Here is a 21,547-nt window from a genome sequence, read left to right as displayed (position 1 = left end):
AAGTGCGCCCTCCGCCGCGCTTGATCCAGCGCAACTTTCCTCGTCGCTATCGGATGCAATGTCGCGCCGATCAATCGGACTGCAATCGAGGCAAGGCATGAAGGCGTATTTCATCGGCGGTGGCATCGGATCGCTCGCAGGCGCGGCGTTCCTGATTCGCGACGCGAATTTGTCGGGGCGCGACATCCTGATGTACGAGGCGCAGCCGTTGGTCGGAGGCAGCCTCGACGGTGCGCTGCTTCCGAATGGCGCCTATTCGCTGCGTGGCGGCCGCATGCTTACCACCGACCATTACGAATGCACCTGGGACCTGCTGTCGGACATTCCCTCGCTCGAACGACCGGGCCACAGCGTGCGCGACGAAACCGTCGCCTTCAACGAGGAGAACCCGGCGCATTCGCGCGCGCGGCTGGTCGACCGCAACCGCTTCAAGATCGACGTCTCGCATATGGGCTTCACCGCCGGCGACCGGCTCGAGTTGTTGCGCCTCACCGAAGCGTCGGAGGCGACGCTCGGGAGCAGCCGCATCACCGACTGGCTGTCGCCGGGATTCTTCGAATCCAATTTCTGGTACATGTGGCAGACCACCTTTGCCTTCCAGCCCTGGCACAGTGCGGTCGAGCTGAAGCGCTATCTCCACCGCTTCATGAACGAGTTCCCGCGCATCGAGACGCTCGCCGGCGTCAAGCGCACGGTCTACAATCAGTATGACGCGATCGTGCGGCCGCTCGAGGATTGGCTGAAGCGGCAGGGCGTGCAATTCGTGCGGGGGACGCGCGTCACCGACATGATGTTCGAGCCCAATGGCGAGAAGCTGCGGGTGCGCCAGCTCGTGCTGGACCGTGATGGCCGCGCCGCCAATGTCCGCCTTGAGGACGGCGACCTCGTGTTCTTCCAGAACGGCTCGATGACGGATGCCTCGAGCCTCGGCACCATGGCCGAGCCCGCGCCATGCCTGACGAAGAATGACAGCCAGGGCTGGGCGCTCTGGGAGACGATCGCCAAAGGACGTCCCGAATTCGGTAATCCCTCGGCGTTCAACACCTCGATCCCCGAATCCTATTGGCTGTCCTTCACCGGGACCTGCCGCGACCCGCGCTTCTTCGACCAGATGGGAGCCTTCTCCGGCAACAGGGCCGGTACCGGCGGGCTTGTGACCTTCAAGGATTCCAGCTGGCTGATGTCGGTCGTGCTCTACCATCAGCCCCATTTCCTCGGTCAGCCCAAGAACGTCCAGGTGTTCTGGGGCTATGCACTGCATCCCGATCGCATCGGCAATTTCGTCGCCAAGCCGATGTCGGATTGCGGTGGCGCCGACATCCTGAAAGAGCTCTGCGGTCATCTGAATTTCGACCGCGCAATATTCGAGGACGCGATCTGCATTCCCTGCCGCATGCCCTACATCACCAGCATGTTCATGCCGCGGCACGTGACCGACCGGCCGCTGCCGGTACCGAAAAATTCGGTGAACCTCGCTTTCGTCAGTCAGTTCGTCGAGATTCCCGACGATGTCGTCTTCACCGTCGAATATTCGGTGCGCGCGGCGCAGATGGCGGTTTATCAACTGATGAAGATCGACCGCCCGATTCCAGCCGTGACCCGCCATGACAAGTCGCTCGCCGTGATCTTCGCGACGCTGGAGAAGGCGTTCGCGTGATCGAACTATCCCGACGCGACCAGTGGCAGGCTGACGTGAAAGACCGCGCCGCCTGACGGTGCATTCTCGGCCCAGATGCGGCCGCCATGCGCCTCGACGATGGTGCGGGCGATCGACAGACCGATGCCCATGCCTTGCGCCTTGGTCGTGAAGAACGGCTTGAAGATCTCGGTTACCTTTTCGGCAAGGATGCCGTCGCCCGAATCGGCGATGGAGACGACGGCATGATTGCCCTCGGCGAGGCTTGTTCGACCGACGACGCGGCGCCGGTCTGCCGGAAGATGCGCCACCGCATCCATGCCGTTCACGACCAGGTTCAGGATGACCTGCTGGAGCTGGACCCGGTCGGCTTTGACGCGGATGCCGGCCGATGACGGCTCCGTCGTGAGCCCGACATCGTGGGTCAGCGCTTGCACGGAGAGAAAGCGAAACACCTCATCAACGGTCGCATTGAGGTCGATCTCGCGCCGTTCGGTAGGGTCTCGCTTCAGAAACGTACGCAGCCGGCCGATGACCTCGCTGGCCCGTTGATCGTCGCGGCGAATGTGCTCCAGCATGTCGCTGATTTCGCCGAGGTCGGGAGCGGAGTCCTGCAGCATCTGCCCGGCCGTCTCGGCATTGAGCAGGATCGCGGCAAGCGGCTGGCTCAGCTCGTGTGCGATCGAGGCGGACATCTCGCCGGCGGTGGCGCGGCGGTTCATGTGGGCGAGCTCCGACATGCGTTGACGTGCCTCGACTTCCGCTAGGAAACGTAGGCGGCGCTCGCGCAGCAGAATGGTGATCATCAGCGCCTGCGTCAGCAGCACGCCCGTGACGATCATGGTGTGCCAGTAATACTGTTCCCAGAAGCTCGGTACGCGGAAGCGCACCTCGCTGCCCGCAGGCAGATTGGATTCGTCGACATTCCAGCGTTTGAGCTCTCGCCAGTCGAAGATCGGCTTGACGTTGTTTCCGTTGAAGGGCGGGATGCTCGCCGGCGCTTCACCATCGAGAATTCGCATCGCGACAGCGCCGGCCTCTCGTCCGATGATGTCGGGTAGCAGCAGGAAGCCGCCCACGCCCGCCTTTCCGAGCAGCGTATCGGATGTGATGATGATCGGCCGGTTCGTGCTTTCGGCAATGCGCGTGAGCGCGGCGGCCGGGGAATAGTAGGTGCCTTCGCCGTCGGAATACATGGCCGAAGTCAGGATCGCGGAGCCTTCGGGCAGGTTGGCGACCTGCTTGCGCACTTCGCGCAGCACAGTGCCCGAGAGATCGGTAACCTCGAGACCGGGCATCGCAGCCGCGAAATCCTGCTTCCAGTGTCCATAGACCAGCGGATTCGACCAGGCGCTGCCGACAAGGACGACACGGGTCAGGTTGGGAACGACGGCGCGCGCTGCGGTCAGGAGATGGGTCGGCTTCACTCTTGAAAAAACGGCGGTGGTGTTGGGCAGGAACACCGCGCGCACCTCCGGCAGATCGGGCACGAGGCCGTACACGACGAGTGCGGCCGGCCAGATGTCCTGCTTCCGCTTCTGGAGAAACTTTGCCGACGCGACGCCGATCGACACGACGACGTCGATCGGTCGGCGCGCATATTTGGTCTTGAGGTGGTCGACGAGACTCTCTTCGTAATCCGGTCCCGGGAAGCGGGGGAGATCGAGGCTTTCGCCGTAGATCACCGTGTCGATATTGCCGTTCTGTTTCGCGACGGCGCGGATGCCGTCAAAGATTTCGGAGTAGAACGGCGAGCGGAAATCGGCCTCTTCCAGCACCAGGATGGAGCGCTGTCGGGGGCCGTCGGCGGCGCATTCACGTGACAGGCAGGCGGACAGAAGGACGATGAGAATGCGCGCAAGCCCGGTGATGATACGCATTGCTGGACGCTCGGCCCCGCCTCGGGTTGCAATCGGGCCTCCTCCTGAGGATGCACGAAAGAAGCATACCCGCCTAAAGCGGAGTTTCAACGACAGGATGCGTGTCGAGGCTCGATGAACAAGCGGCGTGACGAGGGGCCGCTGCTACTTGAACGGGTCCTGGATCGAATGCGACGACTGCCTGATGCGGCGCACGCTCACCGGCTTACCGTCAGAGACGAACAGCAGCTCATATGTCCGGCCCTCATTGTCGGTCGCCGAGCAAGTGACGTCGTTCACCTTCCTGGCGGCGAAATTGCCGGTCTGGCGGCAGACGCCCCTGGAGGTCTGCTCTGCCGGTACCGGAAGGCCGTCGACCCTTGGCCGGCTCTTGGAGTTGAGCAGCATGCGGTCGATCGGCAACTCGTAAGAATTGTCGTCGGCCCGCTTGCCGTTCTCGCCGGAAAACGACACGACGTGGTTCTCGTCACTGGGGTCGTCGACGGCAACGGCGAAATTGACCCGGCCCTTGTCGTCATGGGCGAAGGCCACGGTCTTGCAGGCAAAGGGACGACCGGCGACCTTCAGCGTCTTGCAGTGGCCGGACATCAGCGCCAGCATGTCGACAAGCGAATTTCGCTGGGCCGGCGGATTGTTCACCGAAATCGCCGTGGAAGACTCGGCAAAACAAGGGCTTGCGAGAAAGACGAGGATTGCAGCCAGAACCGGTCGGGGCAGGCGCATCGTCGGGCTCATGTGCCAGGGGGCCATGGACGGGCGAGAGTTCCGTCCACTAACCATCGAATCGCAAATTGGTTGCGATCCGGTTTGCCCGACCAAGTGTTCGACCAAGCCCGTCTGGAATACCACCGCGCCACCCATCGGCGATTCGCCCCGATCGCCCCAACCCGCTCTAGCAGGCACTTGTCGCCAGGCCGATGTTTTTTTCGTGGCGGCGAGGGAGAGGTGTCACGCGGCCCGCATCATGGTCCGCGCAAAGGCCGGGTAAGTTTCGGCCAGCTCGTCGAAAATCCGCCCCCGCAGCAGCGCCAGCGTGGCGGCATCCGGCCGCTTCGTTTCGCACACCACCTCCGGCTCCCGATAGGCAAAGCCCGTGTTCTCCATGATATCGGCCGGGGTGAAGGGCGGGTGCACGGAGCGAAGTGCGAAGCCGCCCGCCTCGCGGTCGAAGTCGAACAGCGCCATGTTGGTCAGCAGTGCGTAGGGGCCGCCGCGCCGCGGCACCTCCGGTGTGATCGCGCGGGCACTGACGAAATCGACCTTGGGCACGAAAACCCGCGGGGAATGCTCCTCGCGAAACAGGATCACGCGCGGAATGAGATGATAGAGATAGGCCGAGCCGAACGAGCCGGGCCAGCGCACGTGGCTTGTGGGATAGTCTCCGGTGCCGACCAGGTTGATGTTGCCCTGGCCGTCGATCTGGCCACCGCCCAGGAAGAAGGCATCGACGCGGCCCTGGGCCGCACAGTCGAACAGCTCGATCCCGCCATTGGTGAAGAAGTTGTGCGCTTGCGATCCCAGAATCGAGATGCGCACCGGCGGCTTGCCACAGAGCTCGTTGCGGGCGCGCAGCAGCATGGCGCCGGCCGCGGGGATCGGCGACGACGCGCCGACCGCAACGTGTCGGATGCCGTCGAGCAGATCGGCAATGGTGGCAATCAGGATCTCGCGCCGCTCGCGATCGGCCGACATCAGGCCACCTGCTTGCGATGGGTCAGGAACGCCGAGAGGTAAGCGCGAAAGCCGTCCTCGCTGCGCGCCATCGCCGCGTAGCGCGCGATCTCGGCCTCGTCTGCCGGATATTCGTCCCACAGCGCCAGCGGCCAGGCGCCGCGCTCGGCGACTGCGATGGCGTCGACATAGAGCGAGGGCAACACGCCGGCGGCGGAGTCTTCGCTCTCGAGCAGATTGCGATCGACGATGCGCTCCACGGTGACCAGCGTGCGCTTTGCGGCATAAGCGAGGTCGGCGAGCTCGCGATGCCGGCCGATGCGGACATTGCCGGCGCGGTCGGCCTCGGGCGCGTGAAACAGCGCGACATCGGGTGAGATCGCGGGCACCACGACGACCTTGCGCGCCTCGCCGACGGGGCTGTCGATCACCTGCCAGTCCGGCCGCACGTTGAGCAGATCGCTGCCGATGATGCCGGCGATCGGCATGAACGGCACGCCTTTCTGCGCGGCGAGCAGGCCGGCATAGATCGCGGGGCAGGTGGAGTCGCGCATCGTGAAGGCGCCGCTCTTGACGCCGGCGGTGAAGCGCGGCGCGCCGCCGGCCTCGCCCAGCGACACCGCGCTGGTCTCCAGCGAGGCGACGCAGCCTGCGCCGATCAGGAGATCGGCCTGCAGGCCCGAGATCGGCACGCAGATCAGCTTGAGGTCGCTTATGCCTGTTTCGAGTATCGCCGCGGTCGCGGCCATTGCCACGCCCGAGCCATCGACAGGAATGGCCAGCGATTGGCCGGGCCCAACGCGCGCGGCCAGCGCCTCCAGCCCAACGATCTCGGTCATGGCGTCCTCCAGCCGGTTTTCTCCATCCTGCCTCAAGCCATCGCCGTCTGCCAGCGCGTATCGCGCAAGGAGGGGCGGCGGTGCAGGCGGGTGTCGAGGAGGTTGCGGGCGCGCGGCAGCTCGCCGCCGCGCATCAGGGCGACGAGGAACGTGTCCTCGATCAACTCGCGCTGCGCGTGGCTGCCGCCGATGCGGACGACCTCGTTAAGGACCGGTGCAAGCTCGCGCACGCAGGCGGCGTAGTTCTCATCCGCAAAGGCCGCGAGTGCTCGGCAAATCGCGGGCACCACGGGACCGGCCGGCAACTTGCCATCGGTCAGCCGCTGCTCGATCACGGCAAGGCGCGCCGCAAGCGCCTCGCGGTTTTGCGTTGCGGCTGCAAACAGCGCCATGTGGACGTCGGCGAAGGGCAGGCCGGATTTCGGGAAGAGCTTTTGCGCGGCGGCGTCGGCCTCGGCCCAGAGCCCCTTCGGTACGGCATGGCCGTAGGCCGACAGGCGCCAGAGCAGCGAGGCGCTGTCGGTGATCACGTTGAGCGGCGGCGCTTGCGTGGCGGAGGGCTGCAGCACGTCGGCATAGATTTGCAGCGCCCGCGTCGCGTCGCCGTGCTCGAGCGCGCCGAGGGCCTGATGCCAGAGGATATGGCCGTGCAGAATGCCCTCGCGGCCATAGGTCGGTATCCACTCCTCGACGAGACGATCGGCGTCCTCGATCGAGCCGTCCTCGAACATCGCGTGCAGCACAGCGTGCGCGGCATGGGCGTTGGCCCGGCGGAGGTCAAAGCCGCGCTCGGTAACTTTCCGGCCGCGCGCGACGTCGCCATTCTCCGTCATCGCCCAGCCGGACATGGTGAGAAACCACCAGTCCTCGCCATAGTGATGCGCGACGCGCTCGCACAGCTCGTGCCGCGCGCGGTCATGATCGGCCATGCCGGAGAAGGCGAACAGGCCGAACGCACCGAGCGGCAGCGACAGCACCACGGCATCGCGCGGCCATGCGTCGACATGTTTGCGCATCGCGGCGATCGCGTCGGGCAACCGGCCCTCGATCGCTAGCGCCAGCGTCTCGACATGCGAGCGCTCGCGTTCCGTGCCGCTGATGGCGACGAGCTCGCGCGCGGCCGCCGCCTTTTGCCGGGCGAGATCGCCCTGCTGGTAGAACGCATGCACGCGGGCACGTGCGATGTGGGCGAGCGCCAAATCCGGATCGGCAACGATCGCGCGCTCCAGCGCTTCCGCCGTGCCGGTCCACCCCGCGAGCATGAGATCGACGCCTTCGCGATAGGCCGACGCCGCATCGTCGGAGGTGGTGGAGAGCGGCAGGCCGTAGCGGTCCTCAAGCGGCATCGTTGTCTCCGAAAGCTCAAGCCGTCCGCGCGCGACGTCCTTCGATCGGATAGGCCGGGTCGTTGTAGCCCGGCGTCGACGGGTGGCCCGGCACCACGAGCCGGTCGATCAAAGCCTCGTCCTCGGCGGTGACGCGATAGTCGAGCGCGCTGATGTAGCCGTCCCACTGCTCCTCGGTGCGCGGGCCTGCGACGATCGACGAGACGAACGCGGAGTTGAGCACCCAGGCCACCGCGAACTGGCCGGCGGTGATGCCGTTCTTCTCGGCGTGAACCTTGATCTCCTGCGCGAGCTGCAGGGACTCCGGGCGCCACTCGGTCTGCATCATCCTGGTGTCGTTGCGGCCGGCGCGCGTGTCCTTGTCCGGAGCGGCGTCGGGCTTGTACTTGCCGGTGAGCACGCCGCGCGCCAGCGGGCTATAGGGCACGATGCCGAGGCCGTAAAAAGAGCAGGCCGGAAAATGCTCGACCTCGGGCATGCGGTTCATCGCATTGTAATAGGGCTGGCTGACCACGGGACGGTCGATGCCAAGCCGGTCGCAGATGTTGCAGATCTCGGCGACGCGCCAGGCGCGGTAGTTGGAAACGCCGAAATAGCGGATCTTGCCTGATCGGATCAGATCGCCCATCGCGCGCACCGTCTCCTCCAGCGGCGTCGCATGGTCTTCCTTGTGCAGATAATAGATGTCGATGTGGTCGGTGCCGAGGCGCTTCAGGCTCTCCTCGGCTGCCTGCAACACCCAGCGCCGCGACAGCCCGACGCGATTGGGATCGTCGCCCATAGGATTGGCGAGTTTCGTCGCGAGTACCCAGGCGTGCCTGGTGTTGCCGATCGCGCGTCCCACGACCTCTTCGGAGCCGCCTTTCGAATAGGCGTCCGCGGTGTCGATGAAATTGATGCCGGCGTCATGCGCTTTCGCGATGATCCGCGTTGATGCCGCCTCATCCGTCGGCCCGCCGAACATCATGGTGCCCAGGCAGATCGGCGATACTTTCAGGCCAGAGCGGCCGAGTTGGCGGTATTGCATGGGCTGTTTCCTCGATGCTCCTGTTGTGAGGCACCATAGCCAGCTACGCCCGTCATTGCGAGCGCAGCGAAGCAATCCAGAGATGCGTCCGCAGAGGGATGCTGGATTGCTTCGCTGCGCTCGCAATGACGGGGTGACAGTCGTGGCAGCCTGGCTATGCCGCCGGCCCCTTCAAGATCTTGAACACGCCATTGGCCATCACGACGCAGCGTTCGTCCACGGTCACCTCGGTGCTCATGAAGATCAGGCTCCGGGTCGAGCGCACCACGCGGGGGCGGGAGATCAGGATGTCGCCGATCTGGCCGGCCTCGACGAAATGGGTATCGAGCTGAACCGTCGCCATGTAGTCCTTGCCGGAGACATAGCGGGCGGTCATGCCGCAGGTGCGGTCCGCGAACGTCATCATCACGCCTCCCTGCACCATGCCGCGGCGGTTGTGATGCTTGTCTTCGGTGGCGAGTGCGAACTCGTGTCGGCCGTCGACCTTACGCTCCCACAGGGGGCCGACGAGGTGCATGAAGCCCGTGGTCTCCAGGATGGTCCAGCCATCTGATTTGAGCTTTGCTGCGGCCTTGCTCGTCATCGCTCCGTCCATCCCTGCAACGCATGATCTCTTCTCGTTTCATCAGATGCGGTCCTGGTGTAGTCAAGCATCATGAGAACTTTCAGCGATGCCACCAGACGGAATATCGCAGCCGCCTGCGCGTCCTTTGCGCGGCTGCCTGATGTGGCCGAGCCTTCGGCGCTGAAGCGCGCCGCCGTAGTGCTGGCGTTGACCGCATCCAGTGACGGCGACGACACGGCATTTCTTCTGACGAGGCGCGCATCGAGTTTGCGCTCGCACCGCGGTCAATGGGCATTACCCGGCGGCCGCTGCGATGCCGGCGAGACGCCGGTCGAGGCGGCGCTGCGCGAGCTCGACGAAGAGCTTGCGCTCAGGCTTCCACCCGATGCCGTCCTCGGCCTGCTCGACGATTATCCGACGCGCTCCGGCTATCTGATCACACCGGTCGTGGTGTGGGCCACTGAGAGCGCTGCGCTCACGCCGAACCCGGACGAGGTCGCCTCCGTCCATCGCATCGCGCTCGACACGATCGAGCGTGACGACGCCTTCGACTTCACCGCGATTCCCGAAAGCAGCCGCCGTGTGATTCGCTTCCACCACCAGATGAGCCTGATCCACGCGCCGACAGCGGCGCTGATCTACCAGTTCCGCGAGGTCCTGGCAGGGCGGCAGACCCGCGTCACCGACCTGGAACAGCCGGTTTTCGCCTGGAAATGATGGTAAACGGCGCGTTAACGTGACGGTTACCGGATGCCTGCTAAGAGGGCAGCATGCATCATTCGATTCGAACACATCTGGCGCTGGTTCCACTCGCGCTCGTTCTGCTCGTCCCCGCCGCGCGTGGCGGTGAGTCCGACGCGCTGCCGCCGGCCGTCAGCAATGCCAACGCCCAGCTCCTGTCGCAGTTTTTCGCGCAAGGCGGTGCCTCGCCGGCCGTGCTCGAATATCGCCGCAAGCTCGCTGAGTATCAGGCTATCAGGGGTGCCTTCGACCAGGAGGCCGGCGCCTATTGGAGCCAGGTCTCGGAGAAGCGAAAGGGCCGCAACGCCAAGCGGCGCAGCGGGCAGCAGATCACGCTCGACGATTACGTGCTGGAGCAGCCGCCGGTTTATACCGGGCCGAAGCGACCGGTGAACCCGGAGCCGGAGGAAACACCGGAGCGTCCGCCCCGCAAGCCATTGCCGGTGGCCTCCGATCTGCTGCGCGCCGCGCAGGATCTCTATCAATTCACACCGCAGCGGCCGACGAACGAGGTCGAGTTCAAGCGCGCCTATGCGCGCTACGCACTCGCCTCGGGGCTGACGCGGGAGCAGGCGGTGCGGGTCTATTCCTTCGAGACCGGCGGCACCGGCAATTACGACGTGCAGGCCGGCATCGAACATGGCGGCAAGCGCGCGATCTCGACCGCGATGGGCTACAATCAGCTGCTCACCACCAACAGCGTCGAGCTCCTGGCCGAGCAGGGCCACGAGTTGATCCGCGCACTGTCCGACAAGGTGGCGCGCACCTCAGGTCCGGCGCGTCAGGCGCTCGAGCACAAGCTCACCGTTCTCAGGAAGATGGTGGCGCATGCGAAGTCGGTGCCGGACTCCTGGTCGGAGCACGAGAAGATCGGCGACAGCGCGCAGGGCTGGGCCATGCATGCGATGGTGCTGGACGTCGACATCGGGCCGATGCTGCAAACCCACAAGCTGTTGACCTCGGTGCTGTTCGCCCGCGCCAAGGGCTACACCCGTCCGCTCACCGCCGCCGAGCTCGAGATGATGAACCTCACCGGCGACGGTACCGGCCTCGACATGGTGACGATGCCGCAGGCGATGCGCGAGCAGGTGCCGACCTCGAACTTCTTCCAGCGCAGCGGCTACGAACGCAATCCGGTCGCGATCCGCCACAACACGGTGGCGAAGCTGCTGGCGGTGACGGATGACCGGATGGACTCGAACAGCAGCAAACCCGGCGCAAGGGAGCTGGCGGCGGCGTTCTAGGACGACGGGCCTGCCGCATTCCCTTCTGTCATGCCCCGGCTTGACCGGGGCATCCAGTACGCCGCGGCCTCTCGATTCGATCACAACGGTCTCTGGAATACTGGATCACCCGCTTTCGCGGGTGATGACACCGAGAGTGTGACGACGCCGTTGCCCGCCACTTTAGCCCCCTACTGGTCCGGCCCGAACTTGAACCTGCCGTCGCCTTCCAGATATTGCCCGCTGCGCATGTAGAGCTGGCCGTTCTGGCCGATGAAGAACAGCGTGCCCTTCGGCACCTTCTTGGCGCCCTTCAACAGCTCGCCGGCATTGCTGGTGCCCATCTTGTAGGAAAAGGTCTTGCCTTCCTTGTCATAGGCATAGCCGGTGTCCGGCTTCAGCTCCCACGGCGTTGCCGCGTTTTGCGCGAGAGCGGGGGCGGCGAACGCGCCCAGCACGGCTGCGATTGCAAATGTCTTGATTGAAAATGCCATCATCCATCCTCCCCATTGTCGGGGTGCCCGTTTGAACAAATCACGAACGATGCGTCCGGGTCAATCCGCGATGACGCCGCAGCGCATCACGTCTTGACCAGCAGTTTGTGATTTTCCCTTCGTCCCCTCGCGACTATGTTCCGCTTTCGGTCTAGAACGCAACACGACAAAGATATTGGTGGGGATGATTCGAATGCGTCACGTCGTAAAAATTTGCTGGATTGCCATGACGTCGCTGACGGCACTTGCGCCGGCGGCCCGGGCCGATGACTACCAGCTCAGCCACAACCAGCGGATTTCGTGCAGCCGTGGCCTTGCCCCGGGCAAGCTCAACACCGCGACCTGCAAGTCCTACACCTATCTCTTCAATACCAGGACCTCGGAATATTTCCGCTGCCAGGTCTCGCTGGCGCTGACCCGCGACAACAAGGAGGTCATCAACGTCCAGACCGACGGCGGCTGCACCAAGCGGCCGCGCATCTTCGAGGCCGACGGTCACTATGATTTCGACGCGACCGAGACCGAGCCGCCGAACACCAACTCGTTCTTCGGCCCCGGCGGCTATTCGATCTGGGCGGCCGACATGACCGCGCAGAAGATCCGCGGCTGCATCACCATCTCCTCGGGCCTCGGTTCCGACATCTCCAAGTGCCTGGACATGACGTTCCAGTAAGCACTTGCCAGTGACGGCCTGCCAGTAACGGCAAGGCGCGCTACAAGAATAACAATCAGGGAGAACGCGCGATGGACCGGCTCAAGGGCAAGGTTGCGATGGTGGTGGGCGCCGGCTCGATCGGGCCCGGCTGGGGCAATGGCAAGGCGACCGCGGTGACCTTTGCGCGCGAGGGCGCGCAGGTGTTTTGCGTCGATCGTAACGGCGCTGCCGCCGAGGAGACTGCGAAGATCATCGCCGGCGAAGGCGGCAAGGCGACCGCGTTCACGGCGGACGTCTCGCGGCCGGCCGAGATCGAGGCGATGGTCGCCGCGTGCCTGAAGGCCTATGGCCGCATCGACGTGCTCGACAACAATGTCGGCATTGCCGAGATGGGCAGCGTGGTCGAGGTCACCGAGGAGAGCTGGGACCGCGTCTTCTCCGTCAATCTCAAGAGCGCCTATTTCGCCATGAAGCACGTCATTCCGGTCATGGTGAAGCAGGGCGGCGGCTCGATCATCAACATCTCCTCGATCGCCTCGATCCGCCACATGGGCATCTCCTACGTCACCTACGGCACTTCGAAGGCGGCGATGAACCAGATGACGCGCACCACCGCGATCGAGTTCGCGAAGCATCATGTGCGGGTGAACGCGATCCTGCCCGGCCTGATGAAGACGCCGATGGTGGAGCATTCCGCCGGCCTCGCCAACAGCTACGCCAAGGGCGATGTCGAAGCGATGTGGCGCGCCCGCGATGCGCAGGTGCCGATGGGCCACATGGGCGACGCGTTCGACGTCGCCAATGCCGCGCTGTTTCTGGCGTCGGACGAGTCGAAATATGTGACGGGCATCGAGCTCGTGGTCGACGGCGGAATCACCTGCAAGGCGGGGGCTTAATTAGCACCGCTCCAGATCCGTCATCCCGAGGTGCGAGTTACTCCGCGCAACGCGCGGGGTGCCGAGCCTCGAAGGATGAACGGCCACGATGCAGCCGGGCCGTCGCCCTTCGAGGGCCGCTGAAGAAGCGGCCACCTCAGGGTGACGGATCACATCATCCCCCAGCGCTCAACTCCGCGCGATCGAGCTCCTCCTCGAGCCGGTGAAACGCATCATCCCCGATTACTTCCGTTGTGCGGAGGTGGAAGATCGATTTGCGCGCGGCCTCGATGGCGCGGCGGCGCAGGGGATCGGCGGGCAGTTCGCCGTTGGGGATGCCGCCACGAGGATCGTCATCGGCCTGCATCAGGATGGCGCGGTATTCGAGCCTGAGGATTTCAGCCTCTTCCGAGGGATCGTCCTCGATCGCATCGAGCGCGGCGCGATAGGCGATGGCGCGGGCGCGCGCGACCTCGATGCCAACAGGATCGTCGTCCTTGAGGCCGAAGGCAAGAATCAGCGGCCGCAGCGTCAGGCCCTGGACCACCAACGAGCCCAGCACCACTGCGAAGGCGATGAAGACGATGAAGTCGCGATAGGGGAAATTTTCCGGCAGCGCGAAGGCGGTAGCGAGCGTGACGAGGCCTCGCATGCCGCACCAGGCGATGATGAGGCCGCCTTTGGGCGAAGCGACCTGTTTCGGATCCTTCGGGTGATAGATCCCATTTGCGATCAACAGGCGCAACGTGGTGCGGTAGAACGTGATCCAGAGCAGCCGGACCAGGATGACGGTAGCCAGGATCCACGCCGCGGCCACGCAATATTCCCAGCGCACGTCTGTATCCAGCTTCGCCCAGATCGGCCGCATCTGCATGCCGATCAGCATGAAGGCGAGCACGTTGAGGACGAACACCGTCGTCTCCCACACCGCGTAGGACGGCACCCGCAGCCGCGCCGGTATGCGCGCCGGCGCCGATTGCGCAATGGTGATGGCATAGACCACGATGGTGAGGATGCCGGAGAGGCCGAGATGCTCCGCTCCGATCCAGATCAGGAAGGTGGTGGCGAACTGCACGATGATCGCGCTCGGCACCTCTCGCACCCGCTCCATGATCGGCGGGATGATGCGCCCCGCAACTAGGCCGGCCAGCACGCTGCCGACCAGTCCGAGCGCGATCGTCGGCGCGACCTTGCTCCATTTCAGGTGCTCCATGACGACGGCGCCGACCGCGATGCGATAGATCAGCAGCGCGCTCGCGTCGTTGAGCAGGCTCTCGCCCTCGAGCACCTTGACCATGCGATAGGGCAGCTTCACCTGGCTCAGGATCGCGACGGCAGCCGCGGCATCCGGCGGCGCCACGATGGCGCCGAGCGCCACGGCGGCGGCCCAGGGCATGTCGGGGAAGAGCCGATGCGCGACATAGGCCACGCCCACCGTGGTCAGGCCGACTGCGGCCACGACAAGGGTCGAGACCGGAACCCAGTTCTTGCGCAGGTCGCGCAGCGACGTATCGAATGCCGCATCCAGCAGCACCGGTGCGACAAAAAGGGCCAATGCCAGGCCTGGATCGAGCGTCCAGGATGGGCTGTTCGGCACGAAGGCAATCAGTGCGCCGCCGATGGCGAGAAAGGTCGGATAGGGGACCTTGATCCGCCGCGCCAGCGCCGATAAGGCAACGGCGCCGAGCAGAAGCGCGATGATCCATTCGAATGTCGACACGACGATCCCCGAAACCGATGCGAGCGGCGCCACAAGCTAGCACCAATCCGGCCGTATGATGGATAGTGCGGCCTCGAGGCAAGCCTTTCGACAACGACGAGCATGCGTTTTCAAAAACTCATTCAGATGTCAGCAGCCCTTGCGCTTTCGGCGGTCCTGCCCGGTGCGGCCCATGCCGCGACCGGCGGCGAGCCGGCCGCCGTCGCGCAGATCGACGTCGCGGCGTGCCTCACTGCGGCCGCTGGCGATGACATGGACAAGGCTGGCCCGGCCTGCGCCGCCGTCATCGACAACGAGAAGACGGCCAAGCCCGATTTGGTCAAGGCGCTGGTCGCGCGCGGCGCGCTTCATGCGCGGCATGACCAGATCGACCGCGCCATTGCCGACGACAGCCGCGCTCTGCTGCTCGATCCGACGCTGGCCGACGTCCTCAACGCGCGTGGCGAGCTCTGGCTGAAGAAGGGTGACAAGCCCAAGGCGGTGCAGGACTTCGGCGCAGCGCTGCGGATCGATCCGAACCACGAAAAGGCCAAGGCTAATCACAAGGCCATCGCGCGCGAGCTCGAGCGGATCGGTGCCCAGATGGCGGTGGCCGGCAAGCCCAGCTTCAATTGTGCCGGCGCGCGCCGTCCCGTCGAGAAGGCGATCTGCGCCAATCGCGAACTCGCGGATCTCGATCGCGAGGTCTATGCCGCCAATGCGCGCGTGATCCGCGAGGCGCGCAACGAGGGCGAGGCGAAGAAGCTTCAGCGCGAGCAGGACGACTTCATCGCCCGCCGCAACGCCGGGTTTGGCCGGTCAGGCTTTGATCTGAAGAAGGCGATGCAGGACCGGCTGCAAAAGCTGAACGGGGTGGACGGGTATTGAGGCTTCTTTGCCTCTCCCCGCAAGCGGGGCGAGGGAGACTGGGCGGCGATCCGTCCCTAACGGACTGCAACTTGAACCGAATCTTGGCCCGCCGCGACAACGGGAAAACCTGATGTCACGGAGTTATCGCCATGTGCGGCCCGCGTTCTTCCGCGCAAACATTCCCGATTGCAAATAGCCGGCTGCGCGCCTTCCTTCTCGGCGCGGCGATCAGCCTCGCTATCGCCGCCCCGGCATCCGCCGCCGATTGCGTGATGGACAGCAGGGCCGCTCCCGCCGAAATCCTCTCCGCGTGCAGCGCCATCATCGACCAGACCTCGAATCCGAATTCCGACCGCGTCGCGGCGCTGCTGGTGCGGGCCGACGCAAATGTGCAGACCTCAGGCGGCCTCACGCAGGCGCTGCGGGACATCGACCGCGCCATCGCGCTCGACGGCAAGAATGCTCGGGCCTGGCGGCTGCGTGGCAATCTGTTGCGCGAAGCGGGCGGCGATCTCAATCGCGCCACGTCCGATCTCAGCAAGGCAATCGAGCTCGATCCGAAAGATGCCGAAGCCTATGAGCAGCGCGGCATCGCCTACACCAATCAGCACCGTTACGATCGCGCGATCGCCGATTACGACCAGGCCATCAAGTTGAAGCCGGATTATGCACAGGCCTGGTCCGACCGCGGCGCGACCCACTATCTCAATGGCGACAACGACAAGGCGGTTGCCGATCTCAGCGAGGCGCTGCGGCTCGATCCGAACCGGGCGCGCAGCTACACCAATCGCAGCGCGGCCTACCAGAAGCTCGGCCAGCTCGACAAGTCCGTCGCCGACGACAACGAGGCGATCAGGCTCGATCCGAAAGTGCCTGAATATTACGACAATCGCGGGCTCACCTATGCCGCGATGAAAGACTACGACAAGGCGATTGCCGATTACGACCAGGCGCTGCGGCTGGCGCCGCGGGCGAACTTCTTCACCAACCGCGGCGATTCCTACCAGTACAAGGGTGAGTTCGGTGCGGCGCTCAGCGACTACGAGGCCGCGCTGAAACTCGATCCTGACTTCGCGAAGACCTACAACAACCGCGCCGTGCTCTACTCGAAGATGGGCGAGCGCAAGAAGGCGCTGGCCGATTACGAGACCGCGCTGCGGCTCGATCCCGGCAACACCAACGCCGCAGACGGTCGCCGCGCCATGATGGCGGAGATCGCCAGGTTCGGCGCCGAGGCCCCGAGCCCGCTGGCCGCGAATTCCGGCAACGGCCCGTCGTTCGATTGCACCTATGCCAAACGCGAGGTGGAGAAGGTGATCTGCGCCGATCCGCAATTGGGCGCGCTCGACCGCCAGCTCGCCGAGGCCTATGAGCGCGTGCTGAAATCGATGAACCGGCGCGCGGCCGCCGACCTGCGCAAATCCCAGCACGAGTTCCTCGCCACCCGCGACGCCAGCTTCCGCCGCCCCGGCTACGATCTGAAGAAGGTCATGCAGGACCGGCTGCAGCGGTTGAATGCGATGGAAGGCTAGGTTCGCGTCTCCACCCTAAGAACGAGGAGAGGGAGGCTATACACCTCCCTTTTCAGCTTGAACCGCGGCCCGTTCCCGGGAAAATACCCCTCAAACAAGGTCGGCACTTGATCCCGGTCATGGCGGGACTGACGTCCAGGCGTCAGGTCAAGATGAGGCCAATAAACGGAACGGGAGCGCCGGGAATGAATGTCCAGGGAAAGAGCAGATATCACGAGGTCCATGCGCGCTCGCTGGCCGATCCCGAGGGCTTTTGGGCCGAGGCGGCCAAGGAGATCGACTGGATCGAGCCGCCGAAGACAATCTTCGATCCCTCGCAAGGCGTCTACGGCCGCTGGTTCAACGGCGGTGTCGTCAATACCTGCTACAACGCGCTCGACCGCCATGTCGAACGTGGCCGCGCCGACCAGGTCGCGCTGATCCATGATTCGCCGCTGACTGATACCGTCACCAAATTCACTTACGCCGAATTGCTGGCCGAGGTGCAGACGCTCGCCGCCATCATGCAGGATTTTGGCGTCGCCAAGGGCGACCGCGTCATCCTCTATATGCCGATGGTGCCGGAGGCCGTGGTCGCGATGCTCGCCTGCGCGCGCATCGGCGCCGTGCATTCGGTGGTGTTCGGCGGCTTTGCCGCGAAGGAACTCGCGACCCGGATCGACGATGCGCAGCCAAAGCTCATTCTCTCCGCGAGCTGCGGCATCGAGCCCGGCCGCATCGTGCAATACAAGCCGCTGCTGGATGAGGCGATCAAGCTGGCGTCCGCGAAGCCAAAGGCCTGCATCGTGCTGCAGCGTCCGCAGCTGACATGCGACCTCACGCCGAAGCGCGATTATGATTGGGCGAGCCTGCGCCGCAAGGCGATGAACGACGGCAAGAAGGCGCCTTGCGTGCCGGTCGCTGCCACTGATCCGCTCTACATTCTCTACACGTCTGGCACGACAGGCATCCCCAAAGGTGTCGTGCGCGACAATGGCGGGCATCTGGTCGCGGTGAAATGGTCGATGTTCAACCTCTATGGCGTCAAGCCGGGCGAGGTCTGGTGGTGCGGCTCAGACATCGGCTGGGTCGTCGGCCACAGCTACATCGTCTACGGCCCGCTGCTGCATGGCGCGACCTCGATCATGTATGAGGGCAAGCCGGTCGGCACGCCCGATGCCGGTGCGTTCTGGCGCGTCATCAGCGAGCACAAGGCGGTCGCGCTGTTCACCGCGCCAACCGCGTTCCGCGCCATCCGCAAAGAGGATCCGGACGGAAAGTTCATCCGGCAATATGACCTCTCCAAATTCCGCACGCTGTTCCTCGCCGGCGAGCGGGCCGATCCGCCGACGGTGGAATGGGCGGAGCAGCAGCTCAAGGTGCCTGTCATCGACCATTGGTGGCAGACCGAAACCGGCTGGTGCATCGCCGGCAATCCGGTCGGACTCGGGCAATTGCCGGTGAAGCACGGCTCGCCGACGGTGCCGATGCCGGGCTACCAGGTCGATGTGGTGGATGAGGCCGCGAAGCCGGTGCCTGCGAACACCATGGGCTCGATCGTGATCAAACTGCCGATGCCGCCGGGCTGCCTGCCGACGCTGTGGAATCAGGATGAGCGGTTCAAGGAAGCCTACCTGAACGAATTCCCCGGCTACTACAAAACGTCGGATGCCGGTTACAAGGACGAGGACGGCTATGTCTTCGTCATGGGGCGCACCGACGACATCATCAATGTTGCCGGACACCGCCTCTCAACCGGCGGCATGGAGGAGATCCTGGCCTCGCATCCCGATGTCGCCGAATGTGCCGTGCTCGGCGTCAAGGATGCGATCAAGGGCGAGGTGCCCTGCGGCTTCCTGGTGCTGAAGGCCGGCGTGAAACGCTCTCCGAGCGAGATCGAAAAGGAAATCATCGCGCTGGTGCGCGACAAGCTCGGTCCGGTCGCCGCCTTCAAACTTGCCATCACGGTCGGCCGCCTGCCCAAGACGCGCTCGGGCAAGATCCTGCGCGGCACCATCAAGAAGATCGCCGACGGCGAGGCCTGGACCATGCCGGCGACGATCGAGGACCCCAAGGTGCTGGACGAGATCGGGGCGGCGCTGAAGGGGAGGGTGTGACGCGAAGCGTCATCCCGGGGCGGTCCGCAGGACCGAACTATGGTGCGCAATTGCGCACCTGAGGATCTCGAGATTCCGGGTTCGGTCCTGCGGACCACCCCGGAATGACGATGTTTGCTGACTTACAATCTCCTCATTCCGCGCTAAACAGGGCCAGCCAACAGGGGGCCTCCCATGTCACTCGCCACCGCGCCGCGGCTGCTCATCGCCGTGGGCCTCGCCATCGCTCTCTCAGCCTGCGCTGGGCGTTACCAGACGCCGACGGCAATGGGGAGTGACGACGATGACGCGGTGTGCCAGAGCCGCGGCCTCGCGGTCGGCTCGCCGGAATATGTGGCTTGCCGCAAGGACCGCGACGTCCAGCGCAATGCCGCACTTGCCCGTTCCGACCGCCGTCAGCGCGATCTCGGCGAATACATGCTGAACCATCCGGACCGGCCCTGACTCTGGCCGCGGAATTATCCCGAGCGAGTGTCGCGTTCCTCGTGACACATCTGCAACGCCGCGGCCAAATCGTGTCGCGTCCGTCCTGATTTGATCGGCATCAAATCCTTCATCACTCCCTTTCTGCTCTGACGCTGACGTCGCGCAACGACGCACGACATGGCTGAAGGGGAATGACAATGCAGAGAACAATAAGAAACCTGGCGCGGCTTGCGACGTTTGGCGCTATGGTCGCGGGGACCATTGCCGGAGCGCAGGCCGCCGACTTGCCGGTCTATACGAAAGCGCCGCCGGCGGCTGAAAACTTCAATCCGTGGATGGTGCGCTTGCGCGTGCTCGGCGTATTGCCGGATGCGGGTGGCTCGACCGTCAATGTCGCGGGCGTGCCCACGCTGTCGTCGCCGAATTCCGGCCTCTCGATCAGCAACCAGGCGGTGCCCGAGCTCGACATCAGCTATTTCTTTACCAAGAACATCGCGGCCGAGCTGATCCTCGGCGTCACCAGGCATTCGATCAGCGGCACCGGCTCGCTTGCCAACCTGCCTGTAGGCAAGACCACGTTGCTGCCACCGACGCTGACGCTGCAGTATCACTTTGATAATTTTGGCGCGTTCAAGCCCTATATCGGCGCCGGCGTGAACTATACGGTGTTCTTCAACACCTCCGCCTCCAACACGGCCGCCGCGATCGTCGGGCCGCCCGCGATCGTTGCGACCACCACGGGCCTGCACGTCAGCAACGCCTGGGGCGGCGCGGTCCAGTTCGGCTTCGACTATATGCTCGATCGCCACTGGGGCTTGAACGTCGACGTCAAGAAGCTCTGGCTGCGCCCGGACTATTCGGCCACCGTGAGCGGCCTGCCGGTCACCGGCACCGCGCATATCGATCCGTGGCTGGTCGGCGGCGGTGTCACCTATAAATTCTGACGACGCGGCAGTCGCGAGACAAACAAAACGCGGCGGGTTGGCCCGCCGCGTTTTGCGTTTCAATGACGAACGATGGAGAGCGGAGCCTTACTCTTCCTCTTCCTCGTGCTTCTTGCCGCCGAGGGTCTTGAGCTTGGCGAACACGGCGTCGACGTTGAGGTCGTCGCTCGACTTCTCCGACGGCTCGTACTCGTCCTTCTTGGTGGTCTCGGAGGCCGGCAGCAGGGTGGCGCCGCCGTAGTTTGCGTCGATCGGCTTTTCCTTGGCCGCGCGCGCCACTTCGAAATCGAGCTCGATCTGCGAGCAAAGGCCGAGGGTCACCGGGTCGATCGGGGTCAGCTGCGAGGTGTTCCAGTGCGTGCGGTCGCGCACGCTGGCGATCGTGCTCTTGGTGGTGCCGACCAGGCGCATGACCTGGGCGTCCTTGAGCTCGGGATGGCTGCGAAGCAGCCAGAGGATGGCGCTGGGACGCTCGTGGCGGCGCGACACCGGGGTGTAGCGCGGGCCCTTGCGCTTGGGCTGGGGCGGCAGCACGACCTTGCTCTCCTGCAGACGGAGCCGATAGTCCTGGTTCTTCTCGCCCTTCTCGATCTCCTCGCGGGTCAGCTGTCCGTTGGAAATCGGGTCCATGCCCTTGATGCCCTGGGCGGCGTCCCCGTCGGCAATCGCGCGCACCTCGAGGGGATGCATCTTGGTGAAATCGGCGACCTGGTCGAAGGTCAGCGCGGTGTTGTCGAGCAGCCAGACGGCGGTCGCCTTGGGCATCAGAGGTGCGTTGCTCATGGCAAATCTCCTTTGTGCTTCGCCCACCCCTCAGGAGGCGAAACCGGTGGTCATCAGCGATGACAGGGAATTCGCGCTATATAAGCCCGGAGGGGGTAGCCACGCAATGGTTCTGCTATAGATAGTGCCTTGACAGCGCTCGAAAGGGGGCCCAATTCCCTCTCAAGCCGCCATAAGCCCTTAAGCTTTAGCCCTAATCCATCCATCGACCGTTTTCCGCCCATATTGCCGGGTGATTCGGTCCC

At 64.5% G+C, this 21,547-nt stretch carries 20 protein-coding genes; 10 read left to right on the top strand and 10 right to left on the bottom strand.

The window, feature by feature from the left end; all coding sequences use genetic code 11:
- Window positions 1-58 precede the first annotated feature (58 nt).
- Window positions 59-1,657: an oleate hydratase gene (locus tag L6637_RS18600; RefSeq protein ID WP_271607957.1), complete on the top strand. Its 1,599-nt coding sequence runs from the start codon at window positions 59-61 to the stop codon at window positions 1,655-1,657.
- A 5-nt stretch (window positions 1,658-1,662) separates the two neighbouring features.
- Here the strand turns inward: L6637_RS18600 and L6637_RS18595 are convergent, their stop codons facing one another.
- The 7 genes from L6637_RS18595 to L6637_RS18565 all read right to left on the bottom strand — a co-directional run bounded on the left by L6637_RS18595 (window position 1,663) and on the right by L6637_RS18565 (window position 8,982).
- Window positions 1,663-3,516 (bottom strand): sensor histidine kinase, encoded by a 1,854-nt coding sequence (locus L6637_RS18595; RefSeq protein WP_237863222.1) that lies wholly within the window; start codon window positions 3,514-3,516, stop codon window positions 1,663-1,665.
- Window positions 3,517-3,660: 144 nt separating this feature from the next.
- Window positions 3,661-4,239, bottom strand: coding sequence for a hypothetical protein (locus L6637_RS18590; RefSeq protein WP_237863221.1), 579 nt, complete (start codon window positions 4,237-4,239; stop codon window positions 3,661-3,663).
- 225 nt (window positions 4,240-4,464) lie between these two features.
- Window positions 4,465-5,208, bottom strand: a complete 744-nt coding sequence (locus L6637_RS18585; protein WP_237863220.1) for a CoA transferase — start codon at window positions 5,206-5,208, stop codon at window positions 4,465-4,467.
- A complete protein-coding gene (locus L6637_RS18580) occupies window positions 5,208-6,026 on the bottom strand; it encodes a CoA transferase subunit A (RefSeq protein WP_237863219.1) in 819 nt (272 codons plus the stop codon). Before L6637_RS18580 ends, L6637_RS18585 begins: the two co-directional genes overlap by 1 nt.
- 32 nt (window positions 6,027-6,058) lie before the next feature.
- A complete protein-coding gene (locus tag L6637_RS18575; protein WP_237863218.1) occupies window positions 6,059-7,372 on the bottom strand; it encodes a tetratricopeptide repeat protein in 1,314 nt (437 codons plus the stop codon).
- 16 nt (window positions 7,373-7,388) lie between these two features.
- Entirely contained in the window at window positions 7,389-8,399 is a 1,011-nt protein-coding gene (locus tag L6637_RS18570; RefSeq protein ID WP_237863217.1) for an aldo/keto reductase, read from the bottom strand.
- A gap of 154 nt (window positions 8,400-8,553) precedes the next feature.
- The gene (locus L6637_RS18565) at window positions 8,554-8,982 is read right to left on the bottom strand and encodes a PaaI family thioesterase (RefSeq protein ID WP_237863216.1); all 429 of its coding nucleotides are present in this window, start codon (window positions 8,980-8,982) and stop codon (window positions 8,554-8,556) included.
- A gap of 72 nt (window positions 8,983-9,054) precedes the next feature.
- Between L6637_RS18565 and L6637_RS18560 the strand changes: the two genes are divergently transcribed.
- Both L6637_RS18560 and L6637_RS18555 read left to right on the top strand, forming a co-directional pair.
- Window positions 9,055-9,681 carry an NUDIX hydrolase gene (locus tag L6637_RS18560; protein ID WP_237863215.1) on the top strand — a complete coding sequence of 209 codons (627 nt, stop codon included), beginning with the start codon at window positions 9,055-9,057 and terminating at the stop codon, window positions 9,679-9,681.
- Window positions 9,682-9,734: 53 nt separating this feature from the next.
- A complete protein-coding gene (locus tag L6637_RS18555; protein ID WP_237863214.1) occupies window positions 9,735-10,949 on the top strand; it encodes a hypothetical protein in 1,215 nt (404 codons plus the stop codon).
- A 170-nt stretch (window positions 10,950-11,119) separates the two neighbouring features.
- On the opposite strand, the gene L6637_RS18550 is transcribed toward L6637_RS18555, so the two are convergent.
- Window positions 11,120-11,422, bottom strand: coding sequence for a hypothetical protein (locus tag L6637_RS18550; protein ID WP_237863355.1), 303 nt, complete (start codon window positions 11,420-11,422; stop codon window positions 11,120-11,122).
- A gap of 193 nt (window positions 11,423-11,615) precedes the next feature.
- Between L6637_RS18550 and L6637_RS18545 the strand changes: the two genes are divergently transcribed.
- Both L6637_RS18545 and L6637_RS18540 read left to right on the top strand, forming a co-directional pair.
- On the top strand, window positions 11,616-12,095 hold the full coding sequence (locus L6637_RS18545) for a hypothetical protein (protein WP_237863213.1): 480 nt from the start codon (window positions 11,616-11,618) through the stop codon (window positions 12,093-12,095).
- A gap of 71 nt (window positions 12,096-12,166) precedes the next feature.
- Window positions 12,167-12,973: an SDR family NAD(P)-dependent oxidoreductase gene (locus L6637_RS18540; RefSeq protein WP_237863212.1), complete on the top strand. Its 807-nt coding sequence runs from the start codon at window positions 12,167-12,169 to the stop codon at window positions 12,971-12,973.
- A 154-nt stretch (window positions 12,974-13,127) separates the two neighbouring features.
- On the opposite strand, the gene L6637_RS18535 is transcribed toward L6637_RS18540, so the two are convergent.
- The gene (locus L6637_RS18535) at window positions 13,128-14,705 is read right to left on the bottom strand and encodes a cation:proton antiporter (protein WP_237863211.1); all 1,578 of its coding nucleotides are present in this window, start codon (window positions 14,703-14,705) and stop codon (window positions 13,128-13,130) included.
- Between the two features lie 69 nt (window positions 14,706-14,774).
- Between L6637_RS18535 and L6637_RS18530 the strand changes: the two genes are divergently transcribed.
- From L6637_RS18530 to L6637_RS18510, 5 genes are all read left to right on the top strand, one after another.
- Window positions 14,775-15,539, top strand: coding sequence for a tetratricopeptide repeat protein (locus L6637_RS18530; RefSeq protein WP_237863210.1), 765 nt, complete (start codon window positions 14,775-14,777; stop codon window positions 15,537-15,539).
- Between the two features lie 131 nt (window positions 15,540-15,670).
- Window positions 15,671-17,053, top strand: a complete 1,383-nt coding sequence (locus L6637_RS18525) for a tetratricopeptide repeat protein (protein WP_237863209.1) — start codon at window positions 15,671-15,673, stop codon at window positions 17,051-17,053.
- A 185-nt stretch (window positions 17,054-17,238) separates the two neighbouring features.
- Complete coding sequence (locus L6637_RS18520) at window positions 17,239-19,149, top strand: propionyl-CoA synthetase (protein ID WP_237863208.1); 1,911 nt, start codon at window positions 17,239-17,241, stop codon at window positions 19,147-19,149.
- Between the two features lie 174 nt (window positions 19,150-19,323).
- Window positions 19,324-19,593 (top strand): hypothetical protein, encoded by a 270-nt coding sequence (locus tag L6637_RS18515; protein ID WP_237863207.1) that lies wholly within the window; start codon window positions 19,324-19,326, stop codon window positions 19,591-19,593.
- 179 nt (window positions 19,594-19,772) lie between these two features.
- On the top strand, window positions 19,773-20,519 hold the full coding sequence (locus tag L6637_RS18510; RefSeq protein WP_237863206.1) for an OmpW/AlkL family protein: 747 nt from the start codon (window positions 19,773-19,775) through the stop codon (window positions 20,517-20,519).
- Window positions 20,520-20,606: 87 nt separating this feature from the next.
- On the opposite strand, the gene L6637_RS18505 is transcribed toward L6637_RS18510, so the two are convergent.
- Entirely contained in the window at window positions 20,607-21,302 is a 696-nt protein-coding gene (locus L6637_RS18505; RefSeq protein WP_128949643.1) for a DUF1013 domain-containing protein, read from the bottom strand.
- Window positions 21,303-21,547: the final 245 nt, after the last annotated feature.

Source organism: Bradyrhizobium zhengyangense (genome assembly GCF_022012435.1).
Classification (GTDB): domain Bacteria; phylum Pseudomonadota; class Alphaproteobacteria; order Rhizobiales; family Xanthobacteraceae; genus Bradyrhizobium; species Bradyrhizobium zhengyangense.
This window is presented reverse-complemented; position numbering and strand designations above follow the sequence as displayed.

What these genes read in the sequence shown, in the direction of transcription:
- L6637_RS18600 (WP_271607957.1), top strand. Translation starts at nt 59, where the DNA reads ATGTCGCGCCGATCAATCGGACTGCAATCGAGGCAAGGCATGAAGGCG.
- L6637_RS18595 (WP_237863222.1), bottom strand. Translation starts at nt 3,516, where the DNA reads ATGCGTATCATCACCGGGCTTGCGCGCATTCTCATCGTCCTTCTGTCC.
- L6637_RS18590 (WP_237863221.1), bottom strand. Translation starts at nt 4,239, where the DNA reads ATGCGCCTGCCCCGACCGGTTCTGGCTGCAATCCTCGTCTTTCTCGCA.
- L6637_RS18585 (WP_237863220.1), bottom strand. Translation starts at nt 5,208, where the DNA reads ATGTCGGCCGATCGCGAGCGGCGCGAGATCCTGATTGCCACCATTGCC.
- L6637_RS18580 (WP_237863219.1), bottom strand. Translation starts at nt 6,026, where the DNA reads ATGACCGAGATCGTTGGGCTGGAGGCGCTGGCCGCGCGCGTTGGGCCC.
- L6637_RS18575 (WP_237863218.1), bottom strand. Translation starts at nt 7,372, where the DNA reads ATGCCGCTTGAGGACCGCTACGGCCTGCCGCTCTCCACCACCTCCGAC.
- L6637_RS18570 (WP_237863217.1), bottom strand. Translation starts at nt 8,399, where the DNA reads ATGCAATACCGCCAACTCGGCCGCTCTGGCCTGAAAGTATCGCCGATC.
- L6637_RS18565 (WP_237863216.1), bottom strand. Translation starts at nt 8,982, where the DNA reads ATGACGAGCAAGGCCGCAGCAAAGCTCAAATCAGATGGCTGGACCATC.
- L6637_RS18560 (WP_237863215.1), top strand. Translation starts at nt 9,055, where the DNA reads ATGAGAACTTTCAGCGATGCCACCAGACGGAATATCGCAGCCGCCTGC.
- L6637_RS18555 (WP_237863214.1), top strand. Translation starts at nt 9,735, where the DNA reads ATGCATCATTCGATTCGAACACATCTGGCGCTGGTTCCACTCGCGCTC.
- L6637_RS18550 (WP_237863355.1), bottom strand. Translation starts at nt 11,422, where the DNA reads ATGGCATTTTCAATCAAGACATTTGCAATCGCAGCCGTGCTGGGCGCG.
- L6637_RS18545 (WP_237863213.1), top strand. Translation starts at nt 11,616, where the DNA reads ATGCGTCACGTCGTAAAAATTTGCTGGATTGCCATGACGTCGCTGACG.
- L6637_RS18540 (WP_237863212.1), top strand. Translation starts at nt 12,167, where the DNA reads ATGGACCGGCTCAAGGGCAAGGTTGCGATGGTGGTGGGCGCCGGCTCG.
- L6637_RS18530 (WP_237863210.1), top strand. Translation starts at nt 14,775, where the DNA reads ATGCGTTTTCAAAAACTCATTCAGATGTCAGCAGCCCTTGCGCTTTCG.
- L6637_RS18525 (WP_237863209.1), top strand. Translation starts at nt 15,671, where the DNA reads ATGTGCGGCCCGCGTTCTTCCGCGCAAACATTCCCGATTGCAAATAGC.
- L6637_RS18520 (WP_237863208.1), top strand. Translation starts at nt 17,239, where the DNA reads ATGAATGTCCAGGGAAAGAGCAGATATCACGAGGTCCATGCGCGCTCG.
- L6637_RS18515 (WP_237863207.1), top strand. Translation starts at nt 19,324, where the DNA reads ATGTCACTCGCCACCGCGCCGCGGCTGCTCATCGCCGTGGGCCTCGCC.
- L6637_RS18510 (WP_237863206.1), top strand. Translation starts at nt 19,773, where the DNA reads ATGCAGAGAACAATAAGAAACCTGGCGCGGCTTGCGACGTTTGGCGCT.
- L6637_RS18505 (WP_128949643.1), bottom strand. Translation starts at nt 21,302, where the DNA reads ATGAGCAACGCACCTCTGATGCCCAAGGCGACCGCCGTCTGGCTGCTC.